Origin of the sequence: Ruminococcus sp. 1001136sp1_2201st1_G3_2201SCRN_220225, assembly GCF_040924365.1 — a bacterium.
GTDB classification, from domain to species: domain Bacteria; phylum Bacillota; class Clostridia; order Lachnospirales; family Lachnospiraceae; genus Blautia_A; species Blautia_A faecis.
In genome coordinates, this window is the sequence record NZ_JBCOME010000006.1 from 70,944 (window position 1) to 95,191 (window position 24,248).

General features: G+C 44.2%; 17 protein-coding genes and 4 pseudogenes. 18 read left to right on the forward strand and 3 right to left on the reverse strand.

Annotated elements, in window-relative coordinates:
* Positions 1-59: 59 nt before the first annotated feature.
* Positions 60-515: a hypothetical protein gene (locus AB5642_RS03825; protein WP_148461238.1), complete on the reverse strand. Its 456-nt coding sequence runs from the start codon at positions 513-515 to the stop codon at positions 60-62.
* Between the two features lie 184 nt (positions 516-699).
* Between AB5642_RS03825 and addB the strand changes: the two genes are divergently transcribed.
* Both addB and addA read left to right on the forward strand, forming a co-directional pair.
* Positions 700-4,032 (forward strand): helicase-exonuclease AddAB subunit AddB, encoded by a 3,333-nt coding sequence (gene addB / locus AB5642_RS03830; RefSeq protein WP_173718775.1) that lies wholly within the window; start codon positions 700-702, stop codon positions 4,030-4,032.
* The gene (addA, locus tag AB5642_RS03835; RefSeq protein WP_173718776.1) at positions 4,032-7,787 is read left to right on the forward strand and encodes a helicase-exonuclease AddAB subunit AddA; all 3,756 of its coding nucleotides are present in this window, start codon (positions 4,032-4,034) and stop codon (positions 7,785-7,787) included. The genes addB and addA overlap by 1 nt, the downstream gene beginning before the upstream one ends.
* 272 nt (positions 7,788-8,059) lie before the next feature.
* Here addA and AB5642_RS03840 read toward each other — a convergent pair whose 3' ends face one another.
* Entirely contained in the window at positions 8,060-9,469 is a 1,410-nt protein-coding gene (locus AB5642_RS03840; RefSeq protein WP_173718777.1) for an RsmF rRNA methyltransferase first C-terminal domain-containing protein, read from the reverse strand.
* A 306-nt stretch (positions 9,470-9,775) separates the two neighbouring features.
* Here AB5642_RS03840 and AB5642_RS03845 point away from each other — a divergent pair, with 306 nt between their 5' ends.
* The 4 genes and pseudogenes from AB5642_RS03845 to AB5642_RS03860 form a co-directional block, all read left to right on the forward strand.
* Positions 9,776-12,277, forward strand: a complete 2,502-nt coding sequence (locus AB5642_RS03845; protein WP_173718778.1) for a LuxR C-terminal-related transcriptional regulator — start codon at positions 9,776-9,778, stop codon at positions 12,275-12,277.
* A gap of 75 nt (positions 12,278-12,352) precedes the next feature.
* Complete coding sequence (locus AB5642_RS03850) at positions 12,353-13,846, forward strand: hypothetical protein (RefSeq protein ID WP_148461243.1); 1,494 nt, start codon at positions 12,353-12,355, stop codon at positions 13,844-13,846.
* A gap of 68 nt (positions 13,847-13,914) precedes the next feature.
* Positions 13,915-13,977, forward strand: coding sequence for a hypothetical protein (locus tag AB5642_RS03855; RefSeq protein WP_368072586.1), 63 nt, complete (start codon positions 13,915-13,917; stop codon positions 13,975-13,977).
* A 201-nt stretch (positions 13,978-14,178) separates the two neighbouring features.
* A pseudogene (locus AB5642_RS03860) lies at positions 14,179-14,988 on the forward strand (pseudouridine synthase); the annotation flags it as partial.
* Positions 14,989-14,997: 9 nt separating this feature from the next.
* Here AB5642_RS03860 and AB5642_RS03865 read toward each other — a convergent pair.
* Positions 14,998-15,174 (reverse strand): annotated as a pseudogene (locus AB5642_RS03865) (DUF6783 domain-containing protein).
* Between AB5642_RS03865 and AB5642_RS03870 the strand changes: the two are divergent.
* From AB5642_RS03870 to AB5642_RS03925, 12 genes and pseudogenes are all read left to right on the forward strand, one after another.
* Positions 15,112-15,414, forward strand: a pseudogene (locus AB5642_RS03870) (DUF6783 domain-containing protein); the annotation flags it as partial. The pseudogenes AB5642_RS03865 and AB5642_RS03870 sit on opposite strands and share 63 nt — an antisense overlap.
* Positions 15,411-15,923: an HD domain-containing protein gene (locus AB5642_RS03875; RefSeq protein ID WP_148461244.1), complete on the forward strand. Its 513-nt coding sequence runs from the start codon at positions 15,411-15,413 to the stop codon at positions 15,921-15,923. The pseudogene AB5642_RS03870 and the gene AB5642_RS03875, both read left to right, overlap by 4 nt.
* Positions 15,924-16,260: 337 nt before the next feature.
* The gene (locus AB5642_RS03880; RefSeq protein ID WP_148461245.1) at positions 16,261-16,614 is read left to right on the forward strand and encodes a PadR family transcriptional regulator; all 354 of its coding nucleotides are present in this window, start codon (positions 16,261-16,263) and stop codon (positions 16,612-16,614) included.
* A gap of 5 nt (positions 16,615-16,619) precedes the next feature.
* Positions 16,620-17,345, forward strand: coding sequence for a DUF1700 domain-containing protein (locus AB5642_RS03885; protein WP_148461246.1), 726 nt, complete (start codon positions 16,620-16,622; stop codon positions 17,343-17,345).
* On the forward strand, positions 17,342-18,208 hold the full coding sequence (locus tag AB5642_RS03890) for a DUF4097 family beta strand repeat-containing protein (protein WP_148461247.1): 867 nt from the start codon (positions 17,342-17,344) through the stop codon (positions 18,206-18,208). The genes AB5642_RS03885 and AB5642_RS03890 overlap by 4 nt, the downstream gene beginning before the upstream one ends.
* Before the next feature lie 93 nt (positions 18,209-18,301).
* The gene (locus AB5642_RS03895; RefSeq protein ID WP_021924744.1) at positions 18,302-18,487 is read left to right on the forward strand and encodes a PspC domain-containing protein; all 186 of its coding nucleotides are present in this window, start codon (positions 18,302-18,304) and stop codon (positions 18,485-18,487) included.
* Between the two features lie 207 nt (positions 18,488-18,694).
* Positions 18,695-18,883, forward strand: coding sequence for a small, acid-soluble spore protein, alpha/beta type (locus AB5642_RS03900; RefSeq protein WP_118583262.1), 189 nt, complete (start codon positions 18,695-18,697; stop codon positions 18,881-18,883).
* A gap of 381 nt (positions 18,884-19,264) precedes the next feature.
* Positions 19,265-20,140, forward strand: coding sequence for a pyridoxal 5'-phosphate synthase lyase subunit PdxS (pdxS, locus tag AB5642_RS03905; protein WP_148461248.1), 876 nt, complete (start codon positions 19,265-19,267; stop codon positions 20,138-20,140).
* 1 nt (position 20,141) lies between these two features.
* Entirely contained in the window at positions 20,142-20,741 is a 600-nt protein-coding gene (gene pdxT / locus AB5642_RS03910) for a pyridoxal 5'-phosphate synthase glutaminase subunit PdxT (protein WP_148461249.1), read from the forward strand.
* 173 nt (positions 20,742-20,914) lie between these two features.
* Complete coding sequence (locus AB5642_RS03915) at positions 20,915-22,219, forward strand: O-acetylhomoserine aminocarboxypropyltransferase/cysteine synthase family protein (protein WP_118583257.1); 1,305 nt, start codon at positions 20,915-20,917, stop codon at positions 22,217-22,219.
* A gap of 95 nt (positions 22,220-22,314) precedes the next feature.
* Positions 22,315-22,473, forward strand: a pseudogene (locus tag AB5642_RS03920) (DUF6783 domain-containing protein); the annotation flags it as partial.
* A 66-nt stretch (positions 22,474-22,539) separates the two neighbouring features.
* Positions 22,540-24,222 carry a GGDEF and EAL domain-containing protein gene (locus tag AB5642_RS03925; protein ID WP_195391900.1) on the forward strand — a complete coding sequence of 561 codons (1,683 nt, stop codon included), beginning with the start codon at positions 22,540-22,542 and terminating at the stop codon, positions 24,220-24,222.
* Positions 24,223-24,248 lie beyond the last annotated feature (26 nt).

A 24,248-nucleotide genomic window follows, 5' to 3' on the forward strand; every position in this document is an offset into this window, starting at 1 on the left:
AGCTGTATTTCGCGTAGCATACAGCTGTAAAGGTAGGAAATAATTAGGCTTGTTTATTGCTATGCCGGCGGAGAACTTACATGGTTCTCCGCCTTTTTTAATGCATCTTCAATGGCAGAAATAAGCAGCTGTGACGTATATTTTCTGTCCGTGGAATATTTCAGGTCGTCCAGGGACTGGCTGTCAACAATCTGGCTGGCCAGTGATTCCAGGGAAGGCTTTACCAGCGGAAACATGGCAGTGGTGCTTTCACTTAAATTTACCAGCTCAATAGACTGGATATTGTTTTGATCTACTGTAACCTCCACGTCAAAAGTATTTTTATTCAAAGTAAGGGAACTGCGGTAAACGCCAGGTGTATAAATCCCCTCTCCAGCAGCAGAAGTGGTCTGGCTTTTTCCAGGCCCGAACATAAAGTAGATCAGGATTCCCAGAAGAACAGCAAGAATCAGAAAGGCAATGGTATATACCACTTCCTTCATATGTAACACGATGATCCTGGTTTTCGAACTCATGGACTGCGCCTCCTGTATCGCACTGATAATGAAAAAATAATCCTGGCCGCAAAACCAGGCTCTAACCTTCTTATTCTATCCTATTATCAAAGCATGGAAAATATGATAGAATATAAAACAGAATGATTTTTTATCAGATACAGGCTTTTTTTATTCCATACAATTGGCAGAAGGAGGAAAAAACGTGTCCCTACAATTCATCATCGGCAGCTCCGGTATTGGCAAGACGCATTATGCATGTGAACAGATCATCCGGGAATCTATGGAAAATCCACAGCACCTGTACTATATTATCGTCCCGGAACAGTTCACCATGCAGACACAGAAAAACGTAGTCGAAATGCACCCCGGAAAGGGAATCCTGAATATCGACGTGCTCAGCTTTCAGCGCCTTGCCTATCGTATTTTCGAGGAGACAGGCGGTGCCATGGAAGTGCTTCTGGATGACACTGGAAAAAGTATGGTTCTTCAGAAGCTGGTGCAGCAGCATCGAAAAAATCTGCCCTATCTTGGCAGCCAGATGAACAAACCGGGCTATCTGGACGAAGTGAAATCTCTGATTTCAGAATTTATGCAGTATGATATCCGGGAAGAAGAACTGCAGGACATGCTGGGAAAAACAGGGGAGGACTCTCTTCTTCATATGAAAATGCAGGATGTGGGTGTCCTCTATCAGGCCTTTCTTCAGTATTTGGAAGGTCATTATATGACCGGCGAAGGCGTGATGGACGCTTTGAAAAAAGCTATTCCTTTTTCTGATAAACTGAAAAAATCCGTACTCCTTCTGGATGGCTTCACCGGTTTTACTCCGGTGCAGATGAACGTGATCCGGGAACTTTTAAATGTCTGCGATAAGGTTCTGGTAACTGTCACCATGGATGCCAGAGAAAATCCTTTACAGATGGGAAAACCACATCAGTTATTCTATATGAGCAGGAAAATGATCCACACATTGTCCGGTCTGACCAGCAATCTGGATGATCCCGTTCTTCTGAAGGATGAGAGAAAGGGCCGCTTTGGAAATTCCACCTCCCTTGACTTTCTGGAGAAGCATCTTTTCCGCTACAGAAGATCTGTCTATGAGAAGAAACAGGAAGAAATCTGCATATTTGCAGCAGAATCCCCTGTAAAAGAACTGGAAGAGACAGCCAGGAGAATACGCCGTCTGGTCCGTGAAAAAAATCTGAAATACGGAGAAATCGCTGTGATTACCGGAAATCTGGAGGCGTACAAAAGTATTGCATCTCAGGTATTCGAGGAATCCCGGATCCCTTATTTCCTGGATGAGAAGCACACCATTCTGATGAACCCATTTATAGAATATATTCGTGCTGCTCTTGAAATGGTTACAAAGGGTTTTTCCTACGAAAGTGTTTTCCGGTATCTGCGCTGTGATATGTCCGGCCTTGGAAGGGACCAGGTGGATATGCTGGAGAATTATGTGCTTGCCCTTGGAATCCACGGTTACAAAAAGTGGTCCGAGAAGTGGGTGAGAGTTTACCGGACCATGGACCCGGAGGATATTCAAGTATTGAATGAATACCGGGAAATATTTGTGAGGGAGGCTGAGATCCTGGCTCAGGGATTTTCCAGTGGAAAGAGAAAAGTATGTGAATATTGTTATAGTTTATATCAGTTTATCGCAAGCTGTGAAATACAGAAAAAACTGAAGAAACAGGAGCTTTTCTTTAAAGAAAAAGGGGAAAAAGCTCTGGAAAAAGAATACGCCCAGATATACGGAATTGTTATGGAGCTTCTTGACCGTATGGTAGAGATCCTTGGAGAGGAAGAAATTACAAGAACGGAATTTGTCCAGCTTCTGGAAACTGGTTTTGCCAAGTCAAAGGTTGCGCTGATCCCGCCCAGTATGGATCAGGTCCTTATTGGAGATATGGAAAGAACCCGTCTGAAAGAAATAAAGGCACTGTTTTTTGTAGGTGTAAACGAGGGAAATATTCCGAAAAATACAGACTCAGGCGGAATTCTAACCCAGATGGACAGAGAATTCTTTGCAGATGAGGGAATGGAGCTTGCACCAGGTCCGAAAGAGCTGATGAACACCCAGCGCTTTTACCTGTATCTGAATCTGACAAAGCCAAGTGAGCATTTGTGCCTTTCCTACAGCTTGTCAAATGGAAAAGGAGAACCTATAAGCCCGGCATATCTGATCCACAGTATACAGGCTCTATATCCCGGACTGGAAGTGAAAAATGCAGGTGATGAGGAATTCAGCCTGAACGCCATGGAGCTTCCGGGAACCAGTCTGGAATGCTTCCTGAAAGGTCTTGGAGAGGGCGCTGTGGGACAGGGAAGTCCTTTGTACAGCGAGCTTTACAGCTGGTATCTTAGAAGTCCTAAATATAGGACTTTAGCCAGGAAGCTGGTGGAGGCTTCCAGAACCAGAAAGCCTGCCGATATTATCAGCGAAAGTGTGGCAAAGGTTCTCTATGGAGAGGTGTCGCCCTACAGTGCCACCAGGCTGGAGCGTTATTCTGCCTGTGCTTTTGCCCATTTCCTCCAGTATGGTCTCAAACTTACGGAGCGTGCAGAGTATGAATTCCGCGCCATGGATATGGGAAATATTATGCACAAGGTGCTGGAGTCTCTGATAAAGGAAGTGAACAAAGAAAAGCTTTCTCTGGCAGAGCTTTCTGAGGAAGAGAGGGATGCGCTGGCAGACCGTCTGGTAGATACAATAAGTGCAGATTATGGCAATACCATTCTAAAAAGCAGTGCACGCAATGAATATATGATCCAGCGCACCAAGCGAATGGTACGAAGAACTGTGTGGGCAATTCAGAAACAGCTGAAATCCGGGGAATTTGAGCCGGAAGGTGTGGAAGTTGTTTTTCAGGGCGGTCGGATCGATCGCGTGGATACTATGGAGACAGATGATGGGAAGTTGTATGTCAGGGTTATTGATTATAAGACCGGGAATACTTCTTTTGATCTGGTTTCTTTGTATCATGGTCTGCAGCTGCAGCTGATGATCTACATGGACGGTGCCCTTACCGTAGAGCAAAACAAGCATAAGGATAAAGAGGTGATTCCTGCAGGGGTATTTTATTACAATATTAAGGATCCTATGATTCAGGAAAAAATAGATGCAGATATAGAGACTGTCCAGGAGAAAGTGCTGAAGGAACTAAAGATGAATGGACTGGTTCTGAAAGACAAAGAACTGGTACAAAAAATGGACAGTTCCCTTGTGTCAATTCCCGTATCTTTTAACAAGGACGGAAGTTTCCGGAAAAATTCTTCTGTAGCCTCAAAAGAGCAGTTTGATATTTTAAACCGTTATGTAAAAACAAAGATTTCTCATATCAGACAGTCCATTATGACCGGAGATGCCCAGGTTTCTCCATATATGCTGGGAAAGAAAAATGCCTGTACCTACTGTCCTTACAGTGGCGTATGCGGTTTTGACATGGACATTCCAGGCTATGAATTCCGCAGGCTGAAAAACTTTACAGATGAAGAGCTGTGGGATGCTTTTGTGAAGGAGGTGGATGAATAATGGCAGTGAACTGGACGAAAGAGCAGGAGCAGGTTATTAATTTAAGAAACCGGAATATTCTGGTAAGTGCAGCAGCTGGTTCCGGAAAGACTGCGGTGCTTGTGCAGCGAATTCTAAAAAAGGTGATGGATCCGGAGCATCCTGTTGACATTGACAGGCTGCTGATCATGACGTTCACAAGAGCAGCAGCAGGGGAAATGCGGGAACGAATTGCAAATGCCCTGGAAGATGCTCTCTGTGAGAATCCAGACAATGAGCATCTGCAGCGCCAGACTACCTTGATCCATACGGCGCAGATCACCACGATAGATGGCTTCTGTGCTTATGTGATCCGCAATTATTTCCATCTTATTGGTCTGGATCCTGGTTATCGGACAGGAGAAGAGGGAGAATTGAAGCTTCTGAAAGAGGACGTGATGAAGGAGCTTCTGGAGAACTATTACATAAAAGATGACAAAAAGTTTAAGTATTTTATCGAATGCTACGCATCAGGCAAAACAGATGATGGAATCAAAGAACTGATTTATTCTCTGTATAATGCTGCCATGAGCAATCCATATCCGGATACCTGGCTGGAAGAATGCATAGATAGTTATAGAAATATGGATTTAGAGTCTGTAAAATCATCAGAATGGATGAATTTGTTATGGAAAAACATTACGGAGGATCTTTGCCAGGCAAAGGAACTGATTACCCAGGCAAGAAGCTTTTGCAATGCGCCAGGAGGACCATACCTGTATGATGAAGCGCTGCAAAGTGATCTCATCCTCATTCGTGCAGCAGAAGAGAAAGCCGCCGCCGGTGATTTTGACGGAGCAGGGGAGCTTCTTGGTAAACCGGCTTTTGCCGCTCTTTCCAGAAAGAAACCAAAAGATCCTGTAGATGATACGCTGAAGGAGCAGGTAAAATCTCTTCGGGAAAATGCAAAGGATATTTTAAAGGATATTGGAACGCGGTATTTTTCCGTAAAGGAGGAGGAACTTCCAGTGCTTCTGGAAACCTGCCGGGAGCCTGTAGAAATGCTGGTGGAGCTTACCAGGGAATTTATCCGTATGTATGGAGAGAAGAAGCGGGAAAAAAATATTCTGGACTTTACGGACATGGAGCATTTTGCTCTGGAAATCCTGATTCAAAAGGTTCATGCAGCGGAAGAAAATGGCGAAAACGACGGTGATTGGACGGGAGAGAAAAAGTATATTTATCACATGAGTCCGGCAGCGCGTGAACTTTCCATGAAATATGACGAGGTCATGGTGGATGAGTACCAGGACAGTAACCTGGTACAGGAAATGATTACCAACTGTGTTTCCGGCTGGGCAGATGGAAGAAAAAATATATTTATGGTAGGTGATGTGAAGCAGAGCATTTACCGGTTCCGCCTTGCCAGACCGGAGCTTTTTATGGAAAAGTATGAACAGTACAGTTTAACGGACAGTACAGAACAGCGAATCGATCTTCATAAAAACTTCCGAAGCCGGTCTCAGGTATTGGATAGTGCAAACTTTATTTTCCGTCAGATTATGGGAACAGATCTTGGTGGAATTGCTTACGATAAAGCCGCAGCTCTTTATCCTGGCGCTGTGTTTCCGGAAGGAAACAAGGAAAGCTTTCTTCCTGCAGAAGTTCTTCTGGTAGAAAAGGATTCCGAAGAACTGGAGGATCTGATGGAAGGAAAGGATGCCCGGGAACTGGAGGCTCTTGCTATTTCCCACAGAATTAAGGAAATTGTGGGAAAAGAGCTGGTACTTGATAAGGAAACCAAAGAATATCGTCCTGCGAAATACGGAGATATTGTAATCCTTCTCCGCACCGCTTCCGGCTGGTCAGAAACCTTTACAGAGGTACTTTCTGCCCACGGAATTCCTGTGTATGCCGCTTCAAAAACGGGATATTTTTCAGCACTTGAGGTGGTTACGATTCTGAATTATCTGCAGGTCTGCGATAATCCTCTTCAGGATATTCCTTTGACGGGTGTGCTGAGGTCGCCGCTGGTGGGATGTACTACCCAGGAGCTTGCCGTTTTGCGGGAAAAACATCCGAAGGGGATGTTGTATGACAGCGTGTTGAATTTCCTGAAAGAATATGAGGGGCAGGAAAGAACTCTTTACCACAAATTACATGGGTTTATAGTCCTTCTAAATGAAATGCGTGATCTTGCGGTGTACACTCCTGTCCATGAGCTGATTCTTGAGATTCTCCGCAGAACCGGCTATGGTAATTATGCAAAAGCTCTGCCAAATGGTGCACAGCGGAGCGCCAACCTCGCTATGCTGGTGGAAAAGGCAATGGATTATGAGAAGACCAGTTACAGAGGCTTATTTAATTTTGTCCGATATATTGAACATTTGCAAAAATATGAAGTTGATTATGGCGAAGTAAATCTTTCTGGTGCAGGAGAAGGTTCCGTGGAAATCATGACGATCCACAAGAGTAAGGGACTCGAGTTTCCGATTGTAATCCTTGCCGGTATGGGAAAACAGTTCAACATGCAGGATCTGAACGCCAGACTTCTGATTCATCCGGATTACGGTCTTGGCGCTGACGCCATTTTGCCAGACCGTCGGCTGATCGTGTCAACACTGTATAAGCAGGTGATCCGCCGTAAGCTTCTGGAAGAGACTCTGGGGGAGGAAATCCGAGTACTTTACGTTGCCCTGACGCGTGCCAAGGAGAAACTGATCATGACCGGAACAATAGGAAATCTGGAAAAAAGGCTGCTTTCTTTATACAGATTCCGCGAAAATGAACAGGAACTTCTTCCGGCAGAAACGCGGTTGAATGGAAAAACTTACTGGGATTATGTGCTTCCTGCGCTTGCAAGGCACCGCTGCATGGATGAACTTTTTGAGGAGTTTGGATTACTGCCATCCCATGATAATCTGCTTTATGATGATCCGGCAGAGTTTCAGGTGAAAAGGATCACAGCGCGGACTTTAACGGAGGCTGAAGTGGTGGAACAGGCTGCCGGGCAGATGGAAGACGATATTCTGGATAACTGGGATTGTGAGAAAATCGTGGATCCTGAAATCAGAGCGGAACTGGAAAAGCGTTTTGGATTTGTATATCCTTATGAATATCGTAAGGATATTCCGGTGAAGGTCAGCGTATCGGATCTGAAAAAGAAGAGTTACCATGAAGATACGGATATTGAAGAAGCTGTATATTTCGAACCGGACATTGTTCCGCTGGTTCCAAGATTTATTGAGGAAAAGAAGGAAACGGAAGAGGCGTTCACAGGTTCGGCAAGAGGTACTGCCTACCATCGTGTGATGGAATGTCTTGAGTACAATAAAACGGACAGTGCACAGCTGCTGAAAGAGCAGATCGACGCACTGGTTCAGAGCAAAAAAATGTCTGAGGCAGAAGCAGAATGTATCAGAATTTCAGATATTCAGTCTTTTGTGAATGGGACACTGGGGCAGAGAATGAAAGCCGCCGCGTTATCGGGGCTTCTTTTCAGGGAACAGCCTTTTGTCATTTCCAGAAGTGCTGCTGAAATAGATGAGGCATGGGATTCCCAGGAACGTGTGCTTGTGCAGGGAATCATAGACGCTTATTTTCTGGAAGGGGACGAGATCGTGCTGGTTGATTACAAGACGGATCGTGTGCGCAGAGGGGAAGAGCAGAAGCTGGTTGATCTGTATCACACCCAGCTGGAGGATTATGCTCAGGCACTTCAGAGAATGACTGGGCGCAGGGTGAAAGAGAAGTATATTTATTCCTTTACGTTGAAAAAAGAGATATTGTTAGGATGATTGCTTGTGTTCGCAGAGGGTGCGTGGATGTGGCGTGCCTGATCTGAGAACTGTGCGAAGAACCCGGAAAATCTAAGAGGACAGGATTTTGCTAAAAGCGAAGACATGAGAGGCCAAACTCGCTCCTTCGGAGCTCAGACAGTGTCCTCTCATGTCTTCAACGCAAAATCCTGTCCTCTAAGATTTTCTCGGAACCTCCGCAAAGCCCTCAGACCAGGCACGCCACATCCACGCACGTCGCAGGCGGAAGGAAAAGCAAAAATTTGACAAACTTACACTCTCCACCCCGCCGGATACTTATTCTTCAATGTCCCATTCACAAGTTTTCCAAACCCAAGGGGATACCCTTCCACACAAAGCAAATGCCATCCTTTAGAATGAGCAGCCTCTTCAGGCTCGATTGTAAGAGTTTCTCCTTTCAGATACCGCTCCAGTCTTGGATCATCCACAGAAAGGGAAATCACAGCTTCAGCTTCATTTTTCCGGAAAGCCAGTGCAAGCGGCTGAGCTGGTTCAAACCGGTTTTTCTTCAGATCTCCCAGATAAAGTCCGTTTCGAATAAACGTAAGTCCTCTGAAATTACAGGAAACAGACGGCAGATAATAAACCTTATCCGCCCGAACCTCCACCCGGTTCCAGTCAAACTCCTGACCATCTAAAGTTTTCAACCCGATTTCCTTGAAAAACTCTTCCATATACTTCCGGATATCTGCAGCCAGACGACTGGTCTTAGAAGTACCAGCGGAAGGTCCAGCCGTTCCCTCCTTTTGCAAGAGGGCCAGAAAATGCCCCTCCCCCTGCATCTTATGGGGGAAAATGCGCACACATTTTTTCAGCTGTGGATTCCCATCTCCCCATTCAGGATTTCCGGTGGAAAAGCCCTCATAATCCTCCATGGAAATCAGAGACAGTTCCGGCCGTTCCCTGAGAAGCCAGGAAATGATCTGCTCATCCTCACAAGGTGCAAAGGTACAAGTAGAATAAAGCATCTGTCCTCCCGGCTGCAGCATGTCTGCCGCATTCAGACAAAGCTGTTTCTGAATTCTGGAAAGCTCCTCAGACTTCTCAGGAGTCCAGTCTTTGGCAAGAGCTTCCTCCTTACGGAACATCCCCTCTCCGGAACAAGGTGCATCCAGAATGATCTTATGGAAAAATTCCGGAAAATTCTTTACCATTTTTTCAGGCTTTTCATTGGAAACAAAAAGATTGGGAATCCCAAACAGTTCCAGGTTTCGAAGCAGTGCTCTTGCCCTGGTAGTGCTGATATCATTTGCAACCAGAAGTCCTTCACCCTTTAGGGCGGAACCAACTGCAGTTGCTTTTCCTCCAGGAGCTGCACACATATCCAGCACATATTCCCCTGGCTCCACCGGAATACGGGAAGCGGGGGTCATGGCACTTGGTTCCTGAAGATAATAAAGTCCAGCCTGATAAAGAGCACACCGGGATGGCCTTACATCCTCATTGTAAAAATAACCATTCGAAACCCATGGGATTTTTTTCACTTCAAAGGGCACAATCTGTTCAAACTCCTCACAGGAAATCTTTGCCGTGTTTACCCGGAGCCCATAAGTACGCGGCTGTTCATAAGCTGCCAGAAAAGGTTCAAAATCATCCCCAAGCATATCCTTCATCCGATGAAGAAAAGCCTGAGGCAGAGCTGATAATCTATCTGAATCCATAGAAAAATCTCCTTAGTACTGAAATAGAATGATATGAGTGTCAGATTTACTGCGTAAATTTCACGAAAACAGTGAAACACATCTTGCAGAAAGCATTTTTTAAACACATTTTAGTATAGCGGAAGAAAAAGAACAAGTCAAACATAAGCAAAAGCAAAAGAATCCATTGGAATTTCCTGTCTTTTCCACTATAATTAAAAATAGAATGATCATTAGAGCGTGTTTGAAAAATTATTCCTACAAATCATACTCCGGAAACGGTGTAAACAGCAATATACTTATAAAACAAGAGAGTGAGGGTATGAAATGCCAAAAGAAAAAATCAGCCTGAATTCTATTTACATATCAGAACGTTTACAAAAATCCCTGCAGCCTGTTTCCAACAGCGCGCTGACAGCCATAACAGCCCCTATGGGATATGGCAAAACAACCGCCGTAAACTGGTATCTGTCCAGACTGGCGAAAGACACTCAGGCTTTGCTGATCCGGATCAGCATCTACTCCCAAAACCTTTCCATCTTCTGGAAAAGTGTGCAAAATGCATTTTCCTTCGCAGGTCTTAACTTTCTGGAAAACTACGACTGCCCGGAAGATGAAGCCTCCGCTGGATTTTTGACGGAAATTCTATGCTATCAACTGGAAAAATGTGAAAATTGTTATATTTTTATAGATGACTTTCATCTGTTAAAAGATGACCGGGCGGCCACTTTCCTGTGCAGAATGGCAGGGAGGATTCCGGAAAATGTGCATCTGATCGTAGCAAGCCGAAATCATTTTATCAGTGATGACTGGATTGTAAGACTTGGAGGAAGACTTCACAGAATAGAAATAGACGATCTGCGTCTAAACGCTGGGGAGCTGTCAGCCTATATTCGCCGCTGCGGAACTAGCCTGACAGACAGCCAGCTTGAGCAGCTTCTGAAATCCAGCGAAGGATGGTTCGCAGCTGTTTACCTGAATTTGTGTTCTTTTTCAAAATCAGGAGAATTGCCAGGAAAAACATCTGATATTTACCAGATGTTTTCCGCTTCCATGCTGAATCCTTTGCCAGAAGACAGAAAAGAATTTTTAAGTGCCATGGGGCTTGCAGATGAATTCACGGAAGAGATGGCAGAATTTATTACAAAAAGAGAAGACGTACACCAGATCCTGAAAACGCTCACCAGGCAGAATGCTTTTGTCACCTGCCTGAATGACGGGCAGACTTACCGCTTTCACCATATGATGAAAGAGTGCGCGTTTCGTGCGTTCAGAACACTGGATGATTCCAGACAGGCTTTCTATTATGAAAGATATGGTGCATGGTATGAAAAATATGGTGCCTATATCCATGCCTTGTCAGCATACCGGCGAAATCAGAATTTTGCAGCTATTCTCCGGGTGGTGCAAAAAGATGCCGGAATCTTACTTGCTTCTCTAAAACCGGAAGAGGTTCTGGAAGTTTTGAACAGATGTCCGGTTTCCGTTTTAAAAGAATATCCGCTTGCAATTCTGGTTCTTATGAGATGCATGTTTAACTGGAAAAATATTCCCAAAATGCTGGAACTGAAAGAACTTCTTCTGGCATCCATCAGAGAACATCCAAAGCTGTCTGAGGAAGAGAGAGGAAATCTTCTGGGCGAATGCGACCTGATCCAGAGCTTTCTTATGTACAATGATATTTCGAGAATGAGTCAGTTTCACCGCAGTGCCAGCGAGAAGATGACAAGACCTGCCATCAGTATCCGAAGTGACGGAGGCTGGACGTTTGGCTCCCCATCTGTACTTATGATGTTTCACAGGAAAAGCGGAGATCTTGACAAAGAGCTGGAAGAGATGAACCAGTGTATGCCTCATTATTACAAGATCACAAACGGACACGGACAGGGTGCAGAAACGATTATGAGCGCAGAGGCTCACTTTATGCGCGGAAATTTTGTTGATGCCCACATAGCATTGGAAAAGGCTTATACCCAGATTCAGGGAAACGGGCAGGAGAGCATTGCACTTTGCTGCGATTTTCTGGCACAAAGGCTGTCTATCTGCATGGACATAAAAATGAGAAATACATTTGAAGAACGTCGAAAAGAACTGCTGCAGGGGCATAATACCACCTGGGTCAATATTTTTGACAGCACCTGCGCCTATTACTATGCAGTCACCGGACAAACGGAGCGGATTCCGGCTCTCTTTGGAGCGCATATGCTTTCTACGGTGAATTTTCTGGCACCTGGGAGACCGATGATGGAAATGATCGAGAATCAGGTTTATCTTGCCCAGGGAGAATATTCGAAGGTGATCGGAAGAAGCGAATCCATTCTTGCCATGTGTCAGGCTCTTCACTACGATCTGGTGGCGCTTCATGTGCAGATCCAGCTTCTTGCGGCCAACTGGAAGCTGGGAAAAACAGAACAGGCGCTTGAACTTTTGAGAGGATCACTTTCCCAGGCTTTTCCAGATGGAATCCTTATGCCATTTGTGGAGAATTATCCATACATAGAGGAGCTTTTGAAGGGAAGCTTTTTCGGAATCAATGAAAATTTTCTTTTCAGGATCACCAGAATGGGGAAAGAATGGGAAATGCGGTGCGATCAGTTAAAAAAAGAGGAGGCGTATCCGCCGGTCTTTAAAGTACTGTCAGATCGTGAGCTGGAGATTACGGAGCTTATGGCGAAGCATATGAGCAACAAAGAAATCGCCCAGAGTCTGTTTTTATCCGAGGGAACTGTGAAGCAGTACATCAATCAGATTTATTCCAAATTACAGATTCCCGGGGATGTCCGGGTGAAGCGCAAGTATCTTTTGGAGATGATGGAAGGGAAAAGCTAACTGGAAGTTAATACTATTTTTGTCAGAGAAAACGTATAGTAAAGGTACAACATATTTCGACAGGAGGAAAATGGTATGAAGAGAAAAATAGTTACAGCGGTCATCGCGTTTATTTTATGTGCAGCAGTTGTTCCCACAGCTGGTATTTACAGCGTAATGGCAGAAAACGAGGATACGCTTCAGGTAGAGGACGGAGCTGACTATGCAGCACTTTCCGGTGTATGGAAAAATGAAGATGCACAGGCTGATGAAACTCTTACCTTAAGTGCAGACGGATTGTTTGTATATCACACCGGAGAAGGCGATGATGTTCAGGGATATCTGGAATATGTGGATGAATACAACGACGGAAATGGCAGATATGACATGTACAATCGCATGGGCATGTGGCTGGAGGGATTTTATCTGGACTCCGCGGATACTCTTCATATGGGAAATGACGGAGCTGCGGTTTTTACCAGAGCAGAGGAAGATCAGGCAGAAGAGAATTCGGAAGGTCAGACTGAAAACGAAGACAGCGTGGAAAAGAAAAGCTATGTCCTCATGTCAAATAAACGCTATACAGGACTGCGCCCTCTTTATAACAATTCCAGTTGGGAAGGAGGGTATTTCTATTCCGATATGACAGAGGACTGTATGACGGTGATCGTCAACTGCAGTGCTTTAAATGACAATGAATTCACCGGTACCCCGGAGGAATATATGGAACAGTTTGCAGGCTTTGTAAGTGAATCGGAAATAAAGGATTTCACAGCAGTACAGAACCAGGAATATACAGAGAAATTCACTTATCCGGCATATGAACTGGAATTTACCACCGGAGCAAATGAAGATACCTGCAAATGGAAAATGCTGTATTTCCAGACGGATACCAATACCTTTGCTTATGCTTACAGAGTTTCAGCGGATTTTGCTGAGGAGATGGAGGCGGAATACCGGGATGCCATTTCTTCTCTGGAGCTGACGGAGATTGAGGGCGTTGAAAATACAGAAACCACTTTCACTCAAGGGGAAGATTATGATCCAAGTGCCGAAGGAGAGAGCCTGGAAATGTTTATCTCTTATTTTGACAGCTGGTACCAGTATGGAGATTTAAATGCCATGAATATCCGGCTTTATGGAGAAGGAACCTGGGAAATCTACAACAGCCTGAATAGTGATAAAACAGGGGGATATTTTTTTGACAGCGGTACTTTTACCACACTTGGCACAACTGCCCTGAAATTGGTCAATGACAGCGGAATCTATGTGGCAGATGTTACTTTGGATGGAGATGGCGATCTGATGCTCAGTCCTGTGATTTCCGGATATGGAAATATTTATGCAGGTGCAGCTTTTTTACGAGAGTCCGATTCTATCGCCTACGAAGCCCAGACAGCTGACGATGGTGAAGGATACGGAGACTACATTCCTGATGAAGATTATGTAGAGGAAAGTGATCCGGGAGATACTTATTACTGGTATGATGGGGAAGGAAATGTAATGTACTTTGATGGTTCCGACAGCTATTATATAGGACCGGATGACGTGTTCTATATTGATGAGGCAGGAAGGCTGATGGAATACTGATAAGCAGGTAAAACTAGTACATCGTTTCGTAAATAACTATACCAATCGCGTAGGATGGGGATTCGAGTGTGCAGATTGCAGAAAGCCTTTTTCAAACACGCTCTGGGACGTGGACAAAAAGAATTTCCTGAAAAATATATGACAAATTTTGCAAGCCGAATACCTATGTGTATTTCGGCTTGCTTATTATTTACTGTTTTAAGATCATAGGGGATTTCATAAGCTTTCATTTTGTGATAAACTATGTGATAAAGCTAAACAAGCTTCGTGTTTTGAGCAGCGGAGATTTCATTTTGACAAAGATATGGGCAGGAGCTATCAAGGATGCAGATATGGAAAGATATCTTGAGATAAGGATCACAGAGTCTGGAAAAGTAGGAGAGGTTTTGCGGGCTGAGGCAGGGCTTACAAAGAGGCAGATCAGTCAGGCAAAGTTCAGGCCGGGAGGTATCCTTAAAAATGGAAAACAGTGCCGTGTAACGGAAATAGCAGTGCCTGGTGATCGGCTTCAGGTATGTCTGGAAGCGAAAGGGATTGATTCAAAGCAACTGGTGTGTCCAGATACAAGTAGTTTCATAGAACGAGGAAAAAAACAATTATTGGATTTCGAAAGACAAGAGCTGGAAGAAGGATTAAAACCCCAGAAACTTCAGATCCTTTATGAAGACCAGGATTTACTTGTAGTAAACAAGCCGGCTGGTATGGTGACGCACCCATCCGGAAGCCATTATCAGGACAGCATTTCTAACCTGCTTGCAGCCTATTTTCGTGAAAAAAATGAGACAACACGCATTCGGTCCATTGGACGTCTGGATAAAGAGACCTCCGGGATTTTACTTTTTGCCAGAAACCAGGTGGCGGCAGCCAGATTGCAGAAGCAGAGGGAAGAAGGAAAGCTGCAGAAGAAATATCTGGCGCTTGCAGAAGGAGATTTATCAGAAGCAAATGATTCTGTATTCTGGAAAGAAATTGCTATACCACTTGCCCCGGATCCGGAAAATCCCATGAAAATGACAATTTCTCCAGATGGACTGTTGCCAGGAAGCAGGAATGCAGTTACGTATTATAAGAACATAAAAAGTTTCGGCAATGTGACTCTTGTTGAGCTTCAGCTGGAAACCGGACGAACCCATCAGATCCGGGTTCACATGTCAGGGATAGGTCACCCTCTTCTGGGAGATACGATGTACAATCCTAGAGTGTGTTTGAAAAATCATTCCCACAATCTGCACGCCCCACTTTGCGGTATATTTTGCCCGAATTCAGTTGCCGTAGCCCGCTACGGCGCCCTCATCCGGGCAAAATCTCCCACAAATTGTGACGCACATCTTGCAGAAAGCCTTTTTCAAACACGCTCTGGAGCGTGTTTGAAAATGAGTAACAGCAAAGAAAAAAAGAATACGGAAGGCAGAATTAATAATAGGAATGACTGCTTCAAAAGAGCTGCGCTCCATGCCTGGAAGCTGATTTTTTGTCACCCATTTACAGATGAAATAATCACTCTGGAAGCTCCCCTTCCAGATGATTTCTGCCGCTTTTTGAATGCAAACGAGGAGGAAAAAACATGACAGAAACACAGCAAACCATAAATAATGTTATCGCAAAAATGATCGCATATTCCGATGGAAACAAGCATGATATTGCCCATTTTCTGAAGGTATATACATATGCCAGAATGATTGGCGAGATGGAAAATTTAACCGAAAGAAAGCAGGAAATTCTGGAAATCGCAGCCGTGATCCACGACATTGCCTGCCCTGTATGCCGCGTAAAATATGGTAATACAAATGGCTCCAACCAGGAAAAAGAAAGTCCTGAGCTGGTAGAAAATTTCCTCAAGGATGTGGAAATTGATGATGAAATGAAAGAGAGAATCAACTATCTGGTCAGCCATCACCACACCTATACAAACGTAGACGGAATGGATTACCGCATTCTTCTGGAAGCTGATTTTCTTGTAAATGCAGATGAAAGTGAAATGTCTGAGAATGCTGTTGAAACAGCCAGAGAGCGCGTATTTGAGACCAATACAGGTAAAAAATTACTCACAAGTATCTATAAATTGCCTGCCAGGTAAAGCAATAGAAGGCGTTGAAAAAGAAAAAAGAGTGGTTAATTTCTGCAATATTAAACCTGGAAATTCAATCTATGGAACCGCCTGTTTCCGGAAAATTGGGCTTGTAGTGAAGGATAAAAAAGGCTTTCACCTGTGACGGAGAAATTGATCAGTTATTTGAAGTGAAAGAAAATATGTTGAAATATTGGCGTGGCATTGGCTGCGCCTTTTTTGTGTAAATGATAGAAATATATAAATTTGTTTTCAAAAATGGTATTGACAAAATTATATTATATATCATATAGTATTGTTAATTAAATAATATTGATGAATTATATAATATGATTGGAGTGATCAGATGGTATTTAACACAGGAGCTGCACTTCTGGACGCTATTGTCCTGGCGGTTGTGTCCAAGGAGCCGGAAGGTACTTACGGATACAAGATCACCCAGGATGTACGCGGAGTTCTGGATATTTCAGAATCCACACTTTATCCAGTGCTGCGCCGCCTGCAGAAGGATGACTGCCTGGAAGTTTACGATCAGGCATATGCCGGACGAAATCGCAGATATTATAAACTGACGGAGAAAGGGCAGGCACAGCTGAATTTGTACAAGATCGAGTGGAAGAATTATTCCACCAAGATAGGCAGTATGTTTGAGGACGTTGGCAGAAATGCGGACAGCGGCCACATGAGGGAGGAGAATTAACAGGTATGGACAGAGCGCAGTTTATGAAACAGCTAGAGAGGCTGCTGTCTGATATTTCGGAAGCAGAAAAGCAGGAGGCGCTGGCTTACTACAACAGTTATTTTGATGAAGCCGGTCCTGAGAATGAGGCTTCCGTGATCAGAGAGCTTGGAAGCCCCGGAAAAGTGGCTGCCATAATAAAGGCAGACCTTGACGAAAGCAATGAAGAATATGCACAGTATACAGAGAATGGATATGAGGACTTGAGGGAAAACAAGGCTTCTTATATGCCGGAGATTCGCCAAAGAGATGGGAAACATGCAGGAAAAACAGATCGTATCCACAGGGGATATCGCCCGAAAGAGAAGGGAAGCAACAGCAGGTTTATCCTGATCCTAATTGCCCTGGTATTTCTTTCCCCATTTATCATTACAGCAGCTAGTGGCGTATTCAGTATTTTACTGGTGGTGATCTTGTTTCCGTTTTTGGCGATTTTTGTATCCGGAGTTGTGGCGTTCGCATTTATCGTAGCAGCTTGCGCCTGCATTAGTGTGGGTGTTGGAATTTTGGTTACCAATACAGCTGTGGGACTTCTGGTAATGGGAATCGGCTGTCTTTTGTTTGCATCAGGAATTCTGTTCTGCATTTTAACAGGATGGCTGGGCTCCACAATTTTCCCATGGATCCTTCGCAAGGTGACAGACTTTTTCCAGAAAATCGTGTATCGGAATAAGAAGGAGGAGCAGGCATGAAAAAAGGAACAAAGGGAATGCTGATTGCAGCAGGTGCTTTCGCAGTGGCAGGAATTGGTTTCTGTATCGGTGGAATTTCTGTAGCAGCAGTGGAAACAGGCGGAAATGTGTTTGATCAGGCTGGACAGCTGCTTCAGGATAATGATTATCCGCTGGCTGGTCTGATCCATTTGGGAAACGCCCAATATCATTCTTCTGACATAGATTGGGATGCTTTAGATGGAAATACTGTGGATATGGATTTTGCCAGTGATCTGGAAATCAGTTTGAAGTATGATGAGCTCCTTATCCAGGAATACGATGGTGACAAGATTCGGGTAAATGTGGCAAATGATGCGAAGAACGATGTAGTGGTTAAGGAAACTTCCGGGAAAATCACGATTACAGATACCCGCAGTGGAAATGTAAAAAAGAAGAAACAGATAAAAGTCATTGTTCCTTCCGGGAAAGACTTTGATACGGTAAGCCTGGGTGTTGACATGGGTACTATTGATCTGGAGTGCGATTTAAAAGTACAGGAGCTTTCGGTGGAAGTTGGCGCTGGAGAATTTAGCGGTTATGGAAATATCACAGCAGCGTATTGTGATCTTCAGGTTGGCGCCGGAACCATCGACATTGATCAGCTTGATATTCAGAAACTGAATGCGGACTGCGGTGCTGGTGAAATTGACATGGTAGTAACTGGAAAAGAGAAGGACTATAATTACGATCTTTCCTGTGGTATGGGTGAGATTAATTTGGAGGATTCTGAGTACAGTGGAATTGGCATTGAGAAAAACATTTCCAATGAAGGTGCCAGAAAAGATATGGTGCTGGAATGCGGAATGGGCGAGATTGATGTGGAGTTTACTGGGGAAAGCTAAATCTTGCAGAAAGCTCTTTTCAGACACGCTCTGGTGTAAAGTTATGTAATGGATAAAAAATAAGACAGAAATGTCAGATCGGAGGAATTAATTATGAGCAATAAGCGTTTATACAAATCAACCGTAAATTGTATGCTGTGCGGTGTGTGCGGAGGAATTGCCGAGTATTTCGATATTGACCCAACCCTGGTCCGCCTGGCCTGGGTAATCCTGACCTGCTTCGGCGGCGCAGGAATCTGGGCATATATTATTGCAGCGATTATTATTCCGAAAGCATAAGAAGAATTGCACAAGATCCACTGCCTGCGAAAACTTAGCTGCGGGGGGCCGAGCTGCTTAGTTGTAGTTGACAGTCAGCTTGGCAGAATATTGCGACGGTTCGCGTGGAATATGCCATGTCAAATTGCATCCACTTTGAATAAATGTATTATATTTTGTCCATACTCCCTATATACATCCAAACACTGTAAAAAGGAGCATAGACATATGAACAAAGACAAAGAAGTAGAAGCTTACAAATCCGGAAATCTTACCCCTGAAGAACAGACAAAATATGAAATTGCTCAGGAACTTGGCATTCTGGATAAAGTCTTAGAAGGGGGCTGGAAAAGCCTCTCCGCCAAAGAAACGGGCCGGATCGGTGGCATAATGGCGCGAAAGAAACCGAAAAAATAATAGTATATTATTTGCCCCTGCAACTTGCCATCAGGCTAGAGCGTGTTTGAAAAAGGCTCTAGGAGGGGCGGGAAAAAGGGGGACGCGTAAGCGTCTCCTTTTCAGAAAAAAATGGAGGAAAATTATGCGTATCCTGATAGCAGAAGACGAGGTAGAAATTGCCCGGGCACTGAAGGTTTTGCTGGAAAAAAACAAGTCCTGCAGGACAGTTTAAGAGAAAATATTCAAACTGTCATTTTAAAATATATAAAAATTGGATATTTATAACGGTACAGTATTCCTGTATGCTTTCAGACAAATAAAAGGCAGTTGAAGAAATGGAGATCTGTTAAAACAGTGCCACACAATTTTTCTGCACAATACATACAGGAGGAAATCAAAATGAGCCAGGAAAGATATGCATTAAATAAACAGCTTGCACAGATGTTAAAAGGTGGAGTGATCATGGACGTTACCACTCCGGAACAGGCAAAAATCGCAGAGGAGGCAGGTGCCTGTGCGGTTATGGCGCTGGAGAGGATTCCGGCAGATATTCGTGCAGCAGGTGGTGTTTCCAGGATGAGCGACCCAAAAATGATCAAAGGAATCCAGGAGGCAGTCTCCATTCCGGTTATGGCGAAATGTCGTATCGGACATTTTGTAGAAGCGCAGATTCTGGAAGCAATTGAGATTGATTATATTGATGAGAGCGAGGTGCTTTCCCCGGCAGATGATGTTTACCATATTGACAAGCGTCAGTTTAAAGTGCCATTTGTATGCGGAGCCAAAGATTTAGGGGAAGCTTTAAGGCGAATCGCAGAAGGTGCTTCCATGATTCGTACAAAAGGCGAACCAGGAACCGGCGATGTGGTACAGGCGGTGCGCCACATGCGCATGATGAACAGCGAAATCGGGAAAGTGGTTTCCATGCGTGAGGATGAGCTTTTTGAAGAAGCAAAGAACCTGCGTGTGCCATATGAGCTGGTTGAGTATGTACACAAAAACGGAAGACTTCCAGTGGTAAACTTTGCAGCAGGCGGTGTTGCGACTCCTGCAGATGCGGCCCTTATGATGCAGCTTGGCGCAGAAGGTGTGTTTGTGGGCTCTGGTATTTTCAAATCCGGTGATCCGAAGAAGCGTGCAGCAGCTATTGTAAAAGCGGTCACCAACTATCAGGATTCCAAAACGCTTGCAGAGCTTTCCGAAGACCTTGGTGAAGCTATGGTCGGAATCAATGAGCAGGAAATCCAGCTTCTGATGGCAGAGAGGGGCAAATAAGATGAAAATCGGAATCCTTGCTGTGCAGGGAGCTTTTGCAGAACATAAGAGCAAACTGGAAAAACTGGGTGCTCGGTGCGTGGAGTTGCGGAAAAAAGAAGACCTGGATGGAGGTTTTGACGGACTGGTTTTGCCAGGCGGTGAGAGTACGGTACAGGGAAAACTCCTTCGGGAGCTGGAAATGTTTGAGCCTTTGAAAGAGAAAATCCAGGCTGGAATGCCAGTGCTTGCCACTTGTGCGGGGGTGATCCTTCTGGCTGACCACCTCTCTAATGACGGGCATGTGTATTTCGGAACCATGCCTGTGACAGTAAAAAGAAATGCCTACGGCAGACAGCTTGGCAGTTTTCACACCATCAGGGAAATGAAAGGAATCGGTCAGGTTCCCATGACATTCATTCGTGCCCCTTATATTGAGAAATGCGGAGAAGGCGCAGAAGTACTGGCTGAGGTGGATGGAAATATTGTAGCTGTAAAGTATAAAGAGCAGTATGGACTGGCATTTCATCCGGAACTGGATGAGGATGACAGGATACATGAGGCGTTTCTGAATAGTGTAAAGAAATATGCAAAGAAAAATTCCCCAAATACCTGGCTATAGAATGAACCTATAACCAGATATTATTTTTACATATTAGACAGATAATCCCCAGTATGTTACTATGCATTCATCAACAAAAACAAAGCAACAGCAAAGAAAAACATCAAAAACAATAACAAAACTAACATTAACAAAAAATGATGAAAAATAGTAAACATACGGAGGAAAGAAAAATGGCAGATATCAGAGATTCTAAAAACTGGGGATTTGAAACAAAACAGTTACACATTGGACAGGAGAAAGCAGATCCAGTAACAGATGCAAGAGCTGTTCCAATCTACGCTTCTACATCTTATGTATTCCATAACTCACAGCATGCAGCTGACCGTTTCGGACTTCGCGATGCCGGAAATATTTATGGAAGACTTACCAACCCTACAGAGGATGTTTTCGAGCAGAGAATTGCTGCTCTTGAAGGCGGAGTTGCAGCGCTTGCAGTTGCTTCCGGTGCAGCAGCTATCAATTATACATTCCAGGCACTTGCAAAAACAGGTGAGCACATTGTAGCTTCCAAGACCATCTACGGCGGAACATACAACCTTCTGGCACATACTCTTCCGCAGACCAGCGGCATCACCGCAACATTTGTAGATCCGGATGCAGAAGGCTCTTTCGAAGCTGCAATCCAGGAAAACACAAAAGCAATCTTTATTGAGACCCTTGGAAATCCGAACTCCAACCTGATTGATATTGAAGAAGTTGCAAAAATTGCGCACAAACATAACATTCCTCTTGTAGTTGATTCTACATTTGCAACTCCTTACCTGGTTCGCCCGATTGAGTATGGTGCAGATATCGTCGTTCATTCCGCAACCAAATTCATCGGAGGCCATGGAACTGCAATCGGTGGAGTAATCGTAGACAGCGGTAACTTTGACTGGAAGGCATCTGGCAAATTTCCATGGATTTCTGAGCCGAACCCAAGCTATCATGGAATTTCCTTTGCAGAGGCAACCGCTCCGGCAGCATTTGTAACTTACATTCGTGCAATTATCCTTCGTGATACAGGAGCTACCCTTTCTCCATTCCATGCATTTTTGTTCTTACAGGGACTGGAAACTCTTTCCTTAAGAGTGGAGCGTCACGTAAGCAACGCCCTGAAAATCGTAGATTACCTGTCTAAACATCCACAGGTAGAAGCTGTTCATCATCCGTCACTGGAGAGTGAGCCAAGCCATTATCTTTATAAGAAATACCTTCCAAACGGCGGCGGTTCCATCTTTACATTTGAAATCAAGGGGGATGCACAGACCGCTCAGAAATTTATTGATAACCTTGCAATCTTCTCACTGCTTGCAAATGTTGCAGATGTAAAATCCCTTGTGATCCATCCTGCAACAACCACACACAGCCAGTGCACAGAGGAAGAGCTTCTTGACCAGGGAATCAAACCAAACACAATCCGTCTTTCCATCGGTATTGAGAAAGTGGAAGACCTGATCGCGGCTCTGGACGCAGCATTCGAGGCAGTAAAGTAATTAAAAAATAAATTCATTTCTGTAAAAGGTACTGTATTTCCTGAAATGGGAGATATGGTACCTTTTTTAGGCTACAACAGTCGAATTCGGCAAAATATATTGCAAAGTGGGGCGTGCAGATTGCGGGAATGATTTTTCAGACAGGCTCTGGCGCCTGCGGAATGATTACAGATTATCATAAAAATGTTTGTATTATTTATTCTTCTTTTTATACTTTATTAACATTTTATGTGCAGAATTGTCAAAATCTGTAGACAGAATTGTGCAAAATATGGTAAAATATTGACGTATTAGGGGAAAAGGGAAGGCAGTGATTTTGTGTGATAGATATCTCTAATCTTGACAGCCATATATTTGATGCTCTGTCTCAGACTTCAGATAATATGTACATTTATATAGCAGACCTGGAACGCGATTTTTCCAGATGGTCTAAGCCAAGTGTGGATTACTTCAATCTGCCAGGAGAATTTATAGAGAATACGTCGAAGGAATGGGTACAGCATATTCATCCTGCAGACCAGCATATTTTTCTGGAGGATATCGGCCGTATTTTTGAGGGGAAAAGCAACCGGCATAATTGTGAATACCGGGCTTTAAATAAATATGGGAAATATGTATGGGTAAGGTGCCAGGGAATTGTGGAGCGGAATGCGGATGGAAGCCTTGGCCTTTTTGTTGGCACGATGATGAATCTTGGTGTGAATGCCAAGTTTGACCAGCCCACTGGTTTATATACGTTTCATGAGCTGAAGAAGCAGCTTCCGGCATTTATCAGTCATGGAATGGAAGGTGCTGTTCTTCTTTTTGATGTGGACAGACTTCAGAGAATCAATGATATTCTTGGGTATCTGGTAGGAGATGAGGTTCTGCAACGTCTGGGACAGAAATGTCAGAGCCTGGAGGGCGTTATTTCTTATCGAGGACCAGGAGGTAAATTCTATTGTATTACCACTGAGAAATCCGAGAATGCACTTGACCGGATCTACAAGGAAATGCAGAAGTTTTCAGTGGAAGTCCCCAGGGAGATGAATCTGGAGATCCAGTTGACAATTTCCTGCGGAGTGGCCTTTTTTCCACAGGATGCAGAGGATTTCGAGACTTTGCATGCAAATGTGGAATACGCCCTTGAGCAGGCAAAGAAAGTGGGACGTGGCAGCATTGCGCAGTTTTCCGGACAAATGCACAGAAAAACGGTGGAGAAATTCCGACTGCAGGAAGTGCTCCGTGAGTCTGTTGCCAATAATTGCAGAGGGTTTGCACTGGTATATCAGCCTCTGGTGAACGGAGAGACTCAGGATGTTTATGGTGCTGAGACTCTGATGCGTTTTTATCTGCCGGATGGAACCCTGGTTTCCCCAATGGAATTTATTCCGATCCTGGAGGAAGACGGAACCATCCGACAGGTGGGAGAGTGGCTTTTGAATAAGGCACTTGCCCAGGCGGCACTGTGGCGCATGGAGAATCCTGATTTTGTAATTTCCGTGAATGTTTCTTATATCCAGATACTTCAGGAAGGCTTCAGAGAAATGGTGACACGGATCGTGGAAAAATCCGGCACACCGGAGAAGCAGCTGATCCTGGAGCTTACAGAGAGCTGTAAGGTATCGGATCCCAACGGTCTTCGGGATGATTTTGAATATTTTAAAAATATGGGGATCAATATGGCACTGGATGATTTCGGCACGGAGTACTCTTCCATTGCATTGCTTCGCAAGCTGAAACCGCAGTGGATCAAGATTGATCATACTTTTGTCAGTTCCATTCAGGATGATGAGATGGATCAGGCGATTCTGGAATATATTATGAATCTGAGTAAGCAGACCAGAATAAAGGTTTGTGTGGAAGGTGTGGAGAATGAGGAAATCCTTTCCGTTGTCCAGACTTATAAGCCGGAATTGCTTCAGGGATACTATTATTCCAGACCCTGTTCGGCGGAGGAATTTTCAAAGAAATATTTCAATGGGAAACATAAGACAGGCAGCTACGGTTGTCTGAAAAAATAATTCTGATAAGTGCTTTTTTATACGCT